Origin of the sequence: Halomonas sp. BC2, from assembly GCF_002078115.1 — a bacterium.
GTDB lineage: Bacteria > Pseudomonadota > Gammaproteobacteria > Pseudomonadales > Halomonadaceae > Vreelandella > Vreelandella stevensii.
Map to the genome: position 1 here is coordinate 1 of NZ_LFGT01000018.1, position 13,558 is coordinate 13,558.

Annotated in this window: 10 protein-coding genes; 7 read left to right on the forward strand and 3 right to left on the reverse strand. The window is 59.8% G+C overall.

What is annotated here, in order from left to right; all coding sequences use genetic code 11:
* Both B7L71_RS17905 and B7L71_RS11840 read left to right on the forward strand, forming a co-directional pair.
* The coding region (locus tag B7L71_RS17905) for a type I secretion C-terminal target domain-containing protein (RefSeq protein ID WP_170919494.1) at positions 1 to 1,253 on the forward strand (1,253 nt) is incomplete at its 5' end.
* Between the two features lie 102 nt (positions 1,254 to 1,355).
* Positions 1,356 to 1,679 carry a tryptophan synthase subunit beta like protein gene (locus B7L71_RS11840; protein ID WP_081138158.1) on the forward strand — a complete coding sequence of 108 codons (324 nt, stop codon included), beginning with the start codon at positions 1,356 to 1,358 and terminating at the stop codon, positions 1,677 to 1,679.
* Between the two features lie 51 nt (positions 1,680 to 1,730).
* On the opposite strand, the gene B7L71_RS11845 is transcribed toward B7L71_RS11840, so the two are convergent.
* From B7L71_RS11845 to B7L71_RS11855, 3 genes are all read right to left on the reverse strand, one after another.
* Complete coding sequence (locus tag B7L71_RS11845) at positions 1,731 to 3,638, reverse strand: EAL domain-containing protein (protein ID WP_081138160.1); 1,908 nt, start codon at positions 3,636 to 3,638, stop codon at positions 1,731 to 1,733.
* A 14-nt stretch (positions 3,639 to 3,652) separates the two neighbouring features.
* Positions 3,653 to 4,357 (reverse strand): transglutaminase-like cysteine peptidase, encoded by a 705-nt coding sequence (locus B7L71_RS11850; RefSeq protein WP_446497429.1) that lies wholly within the window; start codon positions 4,355 to 4,357, stop codon positions 3,653 to 3,655.
* 92 nt (positions 4,358 to 4,449) lie between these two features.
* The gene (locus tag B7L71_RS11855) at positions 4,450 to 5,169 is read right to left on the reverse strand and encodes an arylesterase (protein ID WP_081138164.1); all 720 of its coding nucleotides are present in this window, start codon (positions 5,167 to 5,169) and stop codon (positions 4,450 to 4,452) included.
* A 58-nt stretch (positions 5,170 to 5,227) separates the two neighbouring features.
* On the opposite strand from B7L71_RS11855, the gene B7L71_RS11860 reads away from it, so the two are divergent.
* The 5 genes from B7L71_RS11860 to glyA all read left to right on the forward strand — a co-directional run bounded on the left by B7L71_RS11860 (position 5,228) and on the right by glyA (position 13,530).
* Positions 5,228 to 6,043: an ABC transporter ATP-binding protein gene (locus B7L71_RS11860; protein ID WP_081138166.1), complete on the forward strand. Its 816-nt coding sequence runs from the start codon at positions 5,228 to 5,230 to the stop codon at positions 6,041 to 6,043.
* Entirely contained in the window at positions 6,036 to 8,600 is a 2,565-nt protein-coding gene (locus B7L71_RS11865) for an ABC transporter permease (RefSeq protein ID WP_081138168.1), read from the forward strand. Before B7L71_RS11860 ends, B7L71_RS11865 begins: the two co-directional genes overlap by 8 nt.
* 1,278 nt (positions 8,601 to 9,878) lie before the next feature.
* Positions 9,879 to 10,307: an REP-associated tyrosine transposase gene (locus B7L71_RS11870; RefSeq protein ID WP_081138170.1), complete on the forward strand. Its 429-nt coding sequence runs from the start codon at positions 9,879 to 9,881 to the stop codon at positions 10,305 to 10,307.
* A gap of 484 nt (positions 10,308 to 10,791) precedes the next feature.
* Entirely contained in the window at positions 10,792 to 12,108 is a 1,317-nt protein-coding gene (locus B7L71_RS11875; protein WP_139790129.1) for a hypothetical protein, read from the forward strand.
* A gap of 156 nt (positions 12,109 to 12,264) precedes the next feature.
* The gene (glyA, locus tag B7L71_RS11880; protein WP_016913272.1) at positions 12,265 to 13,530 is read left to right on the forward strand and encodes a serine hydroxymethyltransferase; all 1,266 of its coding nucleotides are present in this window, start codon (positions 12,265 to 12,267) and stop codon (positions 13,528 to 13,530) included.
* Positions 13,531 to 13,558 lie beyond the last annotated feature (28 nt).

Genomic DNA, 13,558 nt, shown 5'->3' on the forward strand with positions numbered 1-13,558 from the left:
AAGGCGACGTGGTGGCCACCAGCGAGGGTGCTGACCCTGACGGTGACGACGCTGCCCTGCGCTACAGCCTGACCGACGGCACCAACGCCGCTGGCTTCTACGCCATCGACGAACTGACCGGCGACGTCACGCTGACCCAGGCCGGTGCCGACCACGTGAACGCCGGCAACGACCTGCCCACGGTCGACGTGACCGTGACGGATGCCCAGGGCCTCACCGCCCGTGACACCACCGACGTGGGGGTTAGTGTGATGATGCCGCCTGAGCTGGATTATCCTGAGCATGATACTGACTTGTCGTATCCAATTGAGAACGTTCTTGCTCAAAATGGAAATGGGCACAATGCCTTTAAGGGAAATGGTAATACCAACCAGTACAACGCTCAGCCAGTGGCTACAACGGAGGGCTACGGTGTATTGCCGTCCGGTAATAGTCAAGGAAATGGCAATAATGGTAATGGAAACTCGAATAGCAGTGGCAACAACAACCAAGAGCTGCTGTTCCAGTTGAAGGAGCCTACTACTTCCTTTACCTTTACGGCAAATGGCACTGGAGCTGCGGGGCAGTGGATTGCCTTTGATGAAAACTACCAACAAGTCGGATCTGGTGATTTTACTAATGGTGCGCATACCATTGAAAACATTGGTGAGTTTCAGCATGTTGTCATTACTGGCACAGCATCACAAAACAGCGGCTTCTTTATACAAGTAAATAAGGTGGGAGATATTACTCTAGCCCCGGTCGCCGGAGGAAAAGTGGAGGGGAGTGACGGCGATGATACCTTGATGGGAGGTGCGGGCAATGACACGTTGTTTGGTGGTGCGGGCAGTGACCTACTGATTGGTGGCGATGGTGACGATATCCTGTTTGGTGGGGCAGGTAATGATACCCTGATTGGGGGAGAAGGTAATGATACCTTCCTATGGAAGGGGGGAGATCAAGGTCAGGCAGGCACACCAGCGTTGGATGTTGTTCAAGACTTTGGCACGGGTAACAACACGCTGGATCTGAGCGATCTGCTAGAAGATGAGCCCAAGGACACCATCGACCGCTTTATCATCGCTAAAGAAGAAGGTGACGATACCTTGCTGTATATCAGCTCCAAGGGTGAGTTGAATGGCAACATAGGTAACGCCGATCAGGTCATCCATCTAGAGGGTCAACGCTTTGCTGACCTTGGCGGTGATGGCGCAAGTAACTCGCTTGACGTCATCCAGCACATGATCAATAACGGCAAGCTAGACATCGATTAACCACCACCCAACCCAAAGGCCGCCTACGGGCGGCCTTGTTGTATCTACAGTAAGATGACGTTTAGCAACCAATAGGCGCGTTTACTTACAGGGGAAGCCGCTATGCTCTATATCAAACGTAACGCCAAGGGAGAGATCGTGACGCTTAGCAAGGAGCCTACGCCCGAGTGTAACGAAACCATCGCGGCCAATTCGCCGGAAGTGTTTACCTTTTTGGCCCAGCAAACGGGGCAGTCGGCGCAGATGATCGCCTCTGACCTGGCCTTTGTGAGGGTAGTTGAGGATCTGCTGGAAGTTCTACTGGCAAAGGGCGTGTTGAGTTTTACGGATTTGCCGCCAGCGGCACAAGCGAAAGTCTTGGCGCGCAAGGCATTGCGCGCCAAGAACGATGTGAATCTGCTGGGGGATGAAGATACGCTGATCTAGGCGTAGCGCGCTCAAGACGCGCCTGTTGCTGCCGTGCTGGCTTTTGAGCCGCTAATGCGTGCGAACGGCTGGGCCTGTCACGCCATCTACACCGGTGCGGAACAGGCTTTCCAGTTCCTCCGGGGTGGCCACGCCCTCGGCAATCACCTGAATGCCCAGTGAGTGGCACAGGGTGGCCATGCCGCGCACGATGGTTTGCTGCTCGTGGGAGGTATCGATACCCCGCACCAGGCTGCTGTCCAGTTTCAGGTAGCTCAACCCTACGTCGTGCAGGTCGGCTAGTTTGGTGAATTCAGCACCCACGTGCTCGATGCCGAATTGGCAGCCCAGCGGGCGCAGAGCGCTGCATAGCCCGCGCAGGCTGCCAATGGCGTGTGGCGTTAGCGTAGCGGGTACCTCGAAGCAGAGCTTGCGTGCCTGGGAAGGCTGCTTCTCCAATAGCTGTCTCAGCTCATTGACGAACTCGGCGTTGGTAATCGAGGCAATCGACAGGTTGATCCCGAGCGACTGCTCGCCGTGGGCCTTGAGCTTGTCAAGAGCCTTGCGCACTACTGCGATATCCAGCGCGGGCTCCATCGAAAAACGCGTGACCCAGGGAATGAAGAGCCCCGCACTTTGCCACTGGTTAGCCAGCTGTAGGCGGGCAGGGCATTCGTAGTGCAACACCTGCTGCTCGGCATCCATGACCGGGAAGTAGGCCAATTGCGGCCCCTGGGCAATGGCGTCGGTCAGGGCCATGCGCCACTGCGTGTGGTTGCCGAACAGGGAGCCCTGTTCACGCTGCCGCACCACTGTGTGGGTGGCGCTGCTGGCACTTTCCGCCTCTGCCAGGGCGTCGTCCAGCGTCGCCAGCAGCGGGCCACGTTCATCATGCGGATGGTAGGCTACCACGGCGGTGGCCAGGCCCGGTGTGGCGCTATTGTGGGGCGACGTTACCTGTGCCAGCGCTTCTTCCAGGCGAGGCAGTAGTGCGTGAGGCTCCTCCTCCATGGGTAGTATCAGCAGAAAGTCACTGCCGTTGAGTCGGCCCACCAGAGGCTCTTCCGACGTGCTATCCAGCGCGGCCAACTGCTGGGTGAGCTGCTTGAGCAGGGCATCGGTGGCATGGTGGCCAAGCTGCTCGTTCAACTGCTCCAGAGCGCGCACACGCACCATGACCAGCAGCCCCGTGGCACGGGCGTCTTCACTCTCCAGCAGAGCACCCAGCTTGCCCAGCATCACATCGCGGTTCAAGGCGCCGGTCACACGGTCGTGCTGCAGATGACGGCGTAGCTCGTCCAGCTTTTGCCCTTCGTGGCTGAGCATCTGGCGCACGTTGGCCGACAGCACGTTCATTGCTTGGGCCACTTCACGCAGCTCCAGCGTGCGGGGTTCCTTGATGGTGGTGAAGCGGCGCGCGCTGATGTCCTTGGCCTGGGCGACTACTCGTACCAGCGGGTGCTTGATGCCCCTTACCATCACCGTGGCCAGGGTCAGGCTGATCGCCCCCGCCAGCAGGAACCAACCCGCCAGCTCCAGCATGCTGCGCCATAGCGAGGCATAGGCAAAACTGTGCTGGCTCTCCAACTCCAGCGTGCCAAACTGCCGCCAGCCATCCTGAACGGTGGCCGTGCCCGTGGGCACATCGAACTGCACCAGGCTACGAAACCAGCCGGGGACGTCGCCGCTGTACTCACCGGCGCGGCGTTCCACCAGCACGTCGCCTTCGGCATCGCGCAGCACGATAGAACGGTAGTAACCGGTATCGAACTGCGCTGCAATCAGCAATTCGAGGATCACCAGTTCCTTGTCCAGCTGGCTCATGGAAAGCGCCAGTGCCGTGGCGTTGTCCTCGTTCTTGATGCGCACTTCCTGCTCGATGTAGGCGCGGCTGCTGTTGATGCTGATGGCCAGGCTGCCGACGAACGACAGCAGCAACAGCACGATAATGGCCAGCCAAAGCTGTTTGATCAGCGACATGGTGCCTGTTCCTCTTAGATGAATCCTTGTGATTGCATGCGCTCGATGACGCTGCGCCAGCGAGACAACCGCGCCAGCGGGTCGGCGCGAGACTCGGAGCCGCCGCCTGCCCACAAACCACTGCTATTGAAACTGAAGACCGGGTCCAGGTCGTTACGCTGGGAAGCGGGCGTGATGGAAGGCATCAGGTTATCCAGCACCAGCGGTTCGGCATTGGGCGTCGAGTAGTAGCCCAGCACCATGTGCGCCTGGGTAATCTGACTACGCCCGATCCGCGCGCGTACGTAAATCATGCGAAGCCGGTCACCCGGAACGCCCAACTGCTTTAACGTGATGTATTTGGCAATCGAATAATCTTCACAGTCGCCCTGGCCTTTACCCATGGCTTCCAGGGGCGTGGCCCAGAAGTCTTCCTGGCCCCAGTTGTTGATATCATCTACCCAGCGAATGCGCCGGTTGAAGAAGTCATTCACGTCACGCAGCTGCGTTTGAATATCCTGGCCCTGCAGGCGGTCGAGCAAACTGAACCACTCTTCCAGTACGTTCACGCCGCTTTGGCCGTAAAGCCGTTGCATGGATTGACGCAGCTGCTGAGGGTTGAAGGCGGCCGCAGGAGAGGGCTGAAACCCCAGCCCAACACCCAGCAACAAGGCGCCTGTGACGGTCAAGAACCGCCGACGTGTCAGGCCATGGGGAGAAGGGGAGGAGTGCAGGGACATGGACGCCATGAGTGTTGAGCAAATAGAGCTTAAGATTACTCGCTGGCATGCAAAAGTGCTATCCCTGCTGGTCACAAAGCATCAACGTTTTGTTACTGGGCTGCCTGATAGGTGGCTTCCAACATGGGTTCCAGTTCGGGCCAAACGTTGTCCAGAATGATAGGCTGAGCTTCTGCCGTGGGATGAATGCCATCGCTTTGCATCAACTGTGTATTGAGCGCCACATCTTCCAGCAGGAAAGGCACCAGTGAAAGCGCGTACTCATCCGCCAGTGAGTGGAACACGCCGGTAAAGGCATCACGGTATGCCTGCCCGTAGTTAGGCGGAATATCGATGCCCAGCAGCAGCACCTCGGCGTCGGCCTGCTGGCTCTGTTCGATCATGCTGGCCAGGTTGGCGCGCATCTGGGCGGGGGGCAGGCCACGCAGACCATCGTTGCCGCCCAGCTCCAGCAGAACGATATCCGGCTGACGCTGTCGGAGAATATCGGCGAATCGTTGCGCACCGCCAGAGGTGGTTTCACCGCTGATGCTGGCATTGACCACTTGGGCCTGGCCGTCCAGGCGCTCGGCGAGCAGCGCCACCCAGCCTTGCTCTTCTTCGATACCATAGGCAGCGCTCAAGCTATCGCCCATCACCAGCAGCGTGGGCAATGAGTGGGCACTGTCGTCATCATGGCCGTCATCGGCGTGCGCTGGAAGTACGCTCAAGCAGGCCACCAGCGTAATGGCCACCAGCATCACGAAGTTTGAGAAGGCCGATTTTGAAAAAGCTGTGTTGAAGAAGCCAGTTTTCAAGAGTGTCGTGTGCATCGCCTGCTGTATAGGTACCATTCGTTGTCGAACCGTTATTAAAGGGAATTCACGCTTCATGTCCTACTCCTCTGACCCTACTTCCAAAGTGCCCAGCGATGCTGCCAACGCGCATCCGCCCATCACCGACACGCTAACGTCAGATAAGGTTCCCCCGGCCATGGCGCCCAACGTGGTGCTACATGCCCATCAGTTGGCAAAACGCGTCGCCAGTGGCGAGCGCTCGCTGACCATTCTGGACAACCTCGACCTCAGCGTGGCCGCCGGGGAAAGCGTTGCCATTCTGGGCAAGAGTGGGGCAGGCAAGTCAACCCTGCTGGGGCTACTGGCGGGGCTAGACACGCCCAGCGACGGTGAGCTGACGCTATTTGGTCACCCGTTGAGCCAGCTGGATGAGGATGGCCGTGCCGCGCTCAGGGCCGGACGAGTAGGCTTCGTGTTTCAAAATTTCCAACTGCTGCCCACGCTCAGCGCCTTCGAAAACGTGCTGCTGCCACTGGAGCTGTCGCCACGGGCAGGGGAAACCGCTGCCGCCCAGCAATGGCTGGAACGTGTGGGGCTAGGGGAGCGCACCTCGCATCTGCCCAAGCAGCTGTCGGGGGGCGAGCAGCAGCGCGTGGCGATTGCCCGTGCCTTCGTCACCGACCCGGAACTGGTGTTCGCCGACGAACCCACCGGCAACCTCGACCCGGATACCGGCGCACAAATCATCGACCTACTGTTCACGCTGAACCAGCAGGCAGGCACCACGCTGATCCTGGTGACCCACGACCACGCATTGGCGCGTCGTTGCGACCGCTGCCTGCGGCTCAACAATGGGCAGTTGACGCCTTTCGTTCCCGCCCCGGCCACCAGCGAGGAAGGCAATGAGTGAGATCAACTGGCGGCTGGCCGCCCGCAGTTTAAAACGTGACTTGCGCGCGTCAGATGTCCGGGCGCTGTTCGTGGCGCTGATGTTGGCGGTGGCGGCATCTACCATGATCGCCTTTTTCCTGGACCGTCTGGAGCGCGGCCTGGAGCGTCAGGCCAGCCAGATACTGGGCGGCGACCTGGTACTGGAACAGCGCGAGCCCTTCGGTGAGAGCCTGCGTGCCGAACTCGAAGCGGCGGGCTTTACCCTGAGCGATCAGGTAAACCTGGTGTCGATGATTAGTCGCGGTGAGCGCTTTCAACCGGCTAGCCTCAAGGCCGTCGATGATATCTACCCGCATTATGGCGTCAACCTGGTCGATCTGGGCAATGGCGTCGAGCGGTTGGCCTCCGGGCCTGCCGCCGGTGAAGCCTGGGCCGACCCGCGCCTGGCGGAGCTGATCGAGATCGAAATCGGTGATCAGGTACAGGTAGGCCAAACCGAGCTGACCATCACCGGCATCATCGAGCGTGAAGCCGACCAGTCCGCAGGGTTTGGCAACTTCAACCCCCGGCTGATGCTCAATACCGCCGACCTTGATGCCACCGGGCTGGTGCAGCCTGGCTCCCGGGTCGAGTTCGAGCTGCTGGCCGCCGGGCCGCCTGCTGCTCTGGAGCAAGTGCAAGGCTTGCTGGCGGAATTACGCCGGGAGGGCGTGGACGTGCGTGATGTCCGCGTCGACCGGCCGCAGCTGGGCAATGCACTGCAGCGCGCGGAGAGCTACCTGGGGCTGGCAGGGCTGGCGGCCGTGCTGTTGGCCGGGGTCGCAGTGGCCATGTCGACTCGTCGCTATGTCGAACGCCACCTGGACACCGCCGCGCTGCTGCGCTGCTTCGGCGCTAGCCAGCAACAGCTGGTCGTGCTGTTTAGCCTGCAGTTGGTGGGGCTGGCGTTGATAGCCTCGCTGCTGGGGGCCATTCTCGGGCTGTTAGGCCAGGCGCTGCTGCTGTGGTTGTTGAGCAGCTTCCTGCCCATGACGCTGCCTGCCCCAGGCATCATGCCGCTATGGCTGGGTATCTTCACCGCGCTGGCGGTGCTGGTGGGCTTTGCCGGCCCCACCTTGCTGCGCATCAAGCAGGTGAGCGCGCTGAAAGTGCTGCGCCGTGAGCTGGACCCGCTGCCACCTGCCGCCTGGCTGGTGGTGGGCGTGGCCAGCCTGGTGTTTGGTGGCCTGCTATGGCTCTACTCGGGCAGCTTCTCGCTGGCTCTGGCGCTGCTGCTGGGCGGTTCGCTGTTGCTGGCACTGTTGTGGGGCGTCAGTGCCTTGCTGTTGAACGGCTTGCTCAAGGCAGTGCAGCGCCTCTCCGGTGCCAGTGAATGGGGCCAGGCCCTGCGCCTGGGGGGGCGGCAGTTGGCCCGCCGCAAACAGGCCGGGTTGGGGCAACTGCTGGCCTTTTCGGTGACGTTTTTCGCCATGGCCATGATCGTGCTGGTACGTGGTGATCTGCTGACCACCTGGCAAGACCAGCTGCCGGACACCACGCCCAACTACTTTGCCATCAATATCCAGCCCAGCGAACGCGAGGCCTTCGAGCAGGCCGTGGCCCCGCGCGTCGAGACCCAAAGCACGCTCTACCCCATGGTGCGCGGGCGCATCAGTGCCATCAACGGGCAAGCCCCCCGGGATGTCGTGCCACCCGATGCCCGTGGCGACAACTCCTTGCGCCGGGAGCTGAACCTCACCTGGCAAGCCACGCTGCCGGAAGGCAATCGCGTGGTGGCTGGGCAATGGTTTCGCACCCCCAGCGAGCCCCAGGGCTGGATGAGTGAAGTCGAAGCCACTGCCTCGGCGGTGGCCAGCACCGTGCCCATTTCCGTGGAGGAGGGGCTGGCAGCCCGCCTGGGGCTAGGCGTGGGCGATGAAATGACCTTCACCGTGGGGGGCGATACCATCACCACCCGCATCGACAGTTTGCGCAGCCTGAACTGGGATAGCTTCAACCCCAACTTCTTCGTGATCTTTCCGCCGGGCGTGTTGGAGTCCTTTGGGCATAGCTTCATCACCGCCTTCCACTTGCCAGACGCGGAGCAGGGCTTGGTACGCCAGCTGGTCAGCGACTTCCCGGGCGTCTCGTTGCTCAACGTCGATGCCATTCTGGGCCAGGTGCGGGACGTGCTCACCCAGGTAACGCGGGCAGTCGAGCTGGTGCTGGCCCTGGTGCTGTTGGCAGGGGTGAGCGTGTTGTATGCCGCCCTCACGGCCAGCCGACCGGTACGCGCCCATGAAAGCGGCCTGCTGCGGGTGTTCGGGGCGGGTAATCGGATGATCTCCCGCGTGCAAGGAGCCGAGTACGCCCTGCTGGGCTTTGCCAGCGGGCTGCTGGGCGCCGTGCTGGCCGAGCTGGTCACCGCCGCGCTCTACCTCTACTGGCTCGACCTCACCCCGCGCCTGCATTGGGGCCTATGGCTAGTGCTGCCCTTGGGCGGCGCGCTGTTGATCGGCATCATTGGTCATCTGCTTTCTTACCAACTGCGCCGCCAAGCCCCCGCCGCCAGCCTAGGGCTGTTAGGCGAAGCGTAAGTAACGAAAGAGTGGCTGCCCAGGCAGCCACTCAAGCCCACTTGAGAGAGGCCCATCCATTGGCTTATAGCCAGAGCAGCCACCCAAGCTATCCTGTGGGAGGCCAATTTCATTGGGCGACTGCCTGGGCAGGCACCCAAGCTATCCTGTGGGAGGCCAATTTATTGGGCGATTGCTTGGGCAGGCACCCATATCAAGCTGGGTACTGGAATCATCGCGAGCTAAAGCTCCCTCCCACAAGAGTCTCCCAGCCACAAGAGTCTCCCAGCCACAAGAAGCTTCCAGCCACAAGAAGCTTCCAGCCACAAGAAGCTTCCAGCCACAAGAAGCTTCCAGCCACAAGAAGCTTCCAGCCACAGCTGGGCTTATTGGCTAATTCATTGGCTATACTTATACCAGAGCAGCCACCCAAACCAACTTGTGGGAGGCCAGTTCATTGGCTTATAGCCAGAGTAGCCACCCAAGCTATCCTGTGGGAGGCCAATTTATTGGGCGACTGCCTGGGTAGGCACCTAGGCTATCTTGTGGGAGGCCAATTTATTGGGCGATTGCTTGGGCAGCCACTCAAGCTATCTTGTGGGAGGCCAATTTCATTGGGCGATTGCTTGGGCAGGCACCCATATCAAGCTGGGTGCTGGAATCATCGCGAGCTAAAGCTCCCTCCCACGAGAGGCTCCCAGCCACAGTGGGGTTATTGGCTATAGCCAGTGCAGCCACCCAAGCTATCCTGTGGGAGGCCAATTTCATTGGGCGACTGCCTGGGCAGGCACCCGTGCTTGAATCGTCGCGAGCTAAAGCTCCCTCCCTCGAGAGGCTCCCAGCCACAAGAAGCTTCCAGCCACAGCAGGTCTTCTTAACCTCTGGGAGGTCAACTCATTGGCTATAGCCTGAGCAGCCACCCAAGCTATCCTGTGGGAGGCCAATTTCATTGGGCGATTGCCTGGGTAGGCACCCAAGCTATCCTGTGGGAGGCCAATTTATTGGGCGATTGCCTGGGCAGGCACCTAGGCTATCCTGTGGGAGGCCAATTTATTGGGCGACTGCTTGGGCAGTCACCCAAGCTAACCTGTGGGAGGCCAATTTCATTGGGCGACTGCCTGGGCAGGCACCCATATCAAGCTGGGTGCTGGAATCATCGCGAGCTAAAGCTCCCTCCCACAAGAAGCTTCCAGCCACAAGAAGCTCCCAGCTTCACCTGCGCTTTCTGTCATCGCTCAATCGATTAACGAAAATATGCTAGTTTAAATAAAGTTAATCACATAAAGGGAGAGTGGCCACATGAATAGAAGTTATCAGCTGAGACGTGGCAGGCTCTCCATCCCCAACAGTTACTACCTGGTGACCATCACCACTCAGCGTCGGCAACCTGTCTTTTCCACTTTTTCCCAGGCCCGTCACGCGGCTCGACACTTTTATCATCCACGTGTGTCAGTTCTTGCCACTACCTACGCCTATGTCGTCATGCCAGACCACATTCATTGGCTTTTTCAACTAAATGAACAGCTATCGGAGGCCGTAAGACGCTACAAGGCTTATGTCTCTTTGGATATTGGACAGAGCGTTTGGCAGGACGGCTTTCATGATCGAATGATTAGGGATGAAACTGCCCTAAAAGCGGCGGCCAGATACATTGTCGCCAATCCATTGCGTGCCAACCTGGTCGACGATATCAAAGCCTATAGCTACTGGAATGCTATATGGCTGTAACTGGGTAGCGCAGCCACCCAAACTAACTTGTAGGAGGCCAATGCATGGGCTTATAGCCTGAGCAGCCAACCAAGCTATCCTGTGGGAGGCCAATTTCATTGGGCGACTGCTTGGGCAGGCACCCGTGCTGGAATCATCGCGAGCTAAAGCTCCCTCCCACAATAGGCTTCCAGCCGCAAGAAGCTCTCAGCCACAGCAAAGCTTCTTGAACAGAAGGAGGCCAATTCATTGGGTTATAGCCTGAGCAGCCACCAAACCAACCTGTGGGAGGCCAGTTTATTGGGCAACTGCATGAGCCGGCGCATTCTTCGCTTTTCACAAAGCAGGCTTCGTGTATGCTACGCGCCTCTTCATTGGAGTTCGCGGCATGCGGTCGTTTAACGTCTCTCATTTCTTATCTCCGTTTTCCATGTCAACGCGTGCTATGCCGCTTTGTGTAAGCCTTCTCGCCTTATTGCTGAGTGCCGGTGGTGCCCATGCGTCTGTGGCACGTTTGGAGGCAGACCTGCAAACCCTTTGGGGGAGCGGCGAACAGCTCATCGAGATTGGAGAGCTTCGCGAACAGGGCCAGCGCGTGGTGGCCGAACACATCGTGATTCGCTTGGCGCAAGGCGATGTGGTGACCATTGAGGCTTACCACGTGCAGGGCGATTACGACCAACCTGACAGCGTCTCCTTTTACGGCATACGTATCATTGAGCCTGACGTCCGTGACCCGGTCTTGAGCCTGTCTGAAATGACGCTGGCTCGCCCGGGGGCTGCCGTGCCCCTGTTGTCCAGCGTGCTTGCCCATGATGCTCCGCTTCACGGTTTACAGCTGCGTGAGCTGTCTGTCTGGCTGGACGGCACCTTGGCCAAGCAGTGGACGGAAGAGTGGGGCAACGACGCGGCGCTGACGGGCTACCTCACCTTGCAAGCGTTGGTGCTGGAAGAGATGAGCGACGCCGCCCTTGGGCGCTTTGAGCTTCAGGGGTTGAAGGCCGAATTCAATGATCTGGCGTCGGGCTTTAGCGCTTCGCTGGGGCTGGATGAGCTGAGTATACGTGGGCTGGAAGGGCTCGATCGCCCAGGAGAGGAGCAGCTGGCGTGGGCCGAAGTGAACGGCTTCAGCCTGACCGGTGACCGCTGGAGCGTGCTGCTGGAGCGTGCCTGGGCCAGCGGCAACCTCTATGTCAGCGATATGGGCTTTCAAGGGGCCGCGCTGGATATGGGGGCGTTGATTGGCCTGGCGCCACCGCAAGAGCGCCTGGATCTACAGGCCGTGAATAACGTGCTGACCGGTGGCAGCGGGCGCCTGAATGCCGCAGGGCGTAGCGTCTCCGAGTGGCATGAGGATACCCAACCGCCGCAGCTGAAGGCGGAAGGTTTTTTACAGCTCAGCGAGGCGGGGGAGGTGAGCTATCAGATGGCGCTTCCCGTAACGCTACCTGGGCGTGCCACCATCGAACAGGCCATGCAACACCCAGCCCTGTTCGAAACGGCCAGGCTTCACGGCGGTAATGTCACCCTGGCCTACAAGGATGCTGGCCTGCTGCCGCGCCTCGCCACCGAACTCGCCACCCAGGAGGGGATCAGCACCTCGCAAATGGTGGCGCAAGGCTGGGCTCAGGCTCGCCAGTTCGAAAGGCTGGCAGGCCCGCAGGTCGCCAAGCTGATGGTAGCTCTGGTCGATATCATGGGGGGGCACGCCCAATCCTTGACCACGCACATCGCGCTGCCGGACCCCTTTACCCTCGAACAATTCATGATGGACCCGCTGGGCAGCAGTCAGCGCCTACGCGTCACTTTCGAATTGAAATAGCGCGGTTGTCCAGTTGGTCAGCCTGTAAAGGCTACCGCCAACATGAAACATGCTCATGTAACACCTGATACGGATGCGATGAAAGTCGCGTCCGAGTGGGTTATCATGGCTCCCTCGCTTCTCCATGATGACCGTTTCGTTACGAGGTTCCCGCCGATGTTCAGCCGCGACATGACAATTGCCGGATTCGATGATGTGCTGTTTGATGCCATGCAGAAGGAAGTGGCACGCCAGGAAGCCCACATCGAACTGATTGCTTCCGAAAACTACGCCAGCCCGCGTGTCCTGGAAGCACAAGGCAGCCAGCTGACCAATAAATACGCTGAAGGCTACCCCGGCAAGCGCTACTACGGCGGCTGTGAGTTTGTCGATATCGCCGAGAACCTGGCCATCGATTACGCCAAGGAGCTGTTTGGCGCCACCTACGTCAACGTGCAGCCGCACTCCGGCTCTCAGGCAAACAGTGCCGTATTCCAGGCGCTGGTCAGCCCCGGCGATACCATCCTCGGCATGAGCCTGGACGCGGGCGGACACCTGACCCACGGTGCCAAGCCCAACTTCTCGGGCAAGCACTACAACGCCATCCAGTACGGTCTCGATGAGCAGGGCCTGATCGATTACGCTCAGGTGGCTCAGCTGGCTCGTGAGCACCAGCCGAAAATGATCATTGCGGGCTTCTCGGCCTACTCCCAGATTGTCGATTGGGCCAAATTCCGCGAAATCGCCGACGAAGTAGGGGCTTACCTGCTGGTCGATATGGCCCACGTTTCGGGTCTGGTGGCGGCCGGTGTCTACCCCAGCCCGCTGCCCCACGCCCACGTGGTCACCTCAACCACCCACAAGACCCTGCGTGGCCCCCGTAGCGGCGTGATCCTCTCGGCGGAAAACAACCCCGAGATCGAGAAAAAGCTCCAGTCTGCCGTGTTCCCCGGCGGCCAGGGCGGCCCGCTGATGCACGTCATTGCGGCCAAGGCGATCTGCTTCAAGGAAGCCATGGCGCCCGAGTTCAAGACCTACCAGCAGCAGGTCGTCAAGAACGCACAGGCCATGGCAACCGTGTTCATCGAGCGTGGCTACGACATCGTCTCGGGTGGTACCGAAGACCACCTGTTCCTGCTTTCTCTGATCAAGCAGGGCGTGACCGGCAAGGATGCGGATGCTGCCCTGGGCCGCGCCCACATCACCGTCAACAAGAACGCCGTGCCCAACGACCCGCAAAGCCCATTCGTCACCTCCGGCCTGCGTATCGGCACCCCGGCAGTGACCACCCGCGGTTTCGGTGAGCAAGAGTGTACCCAACTGGCAGGCTGGATCTGCGATATCCTCGATGTGCTGGCCAAGGGTGAAGACACCAGCGGCATCGAAGCCCAGGTGTTGGATAAAGTGGCAGAGGTGTGTGGCCGCTTCCCGGTTTACAAGTAAGCGCTTCTGTCTTCAGTAAGTAAAAACG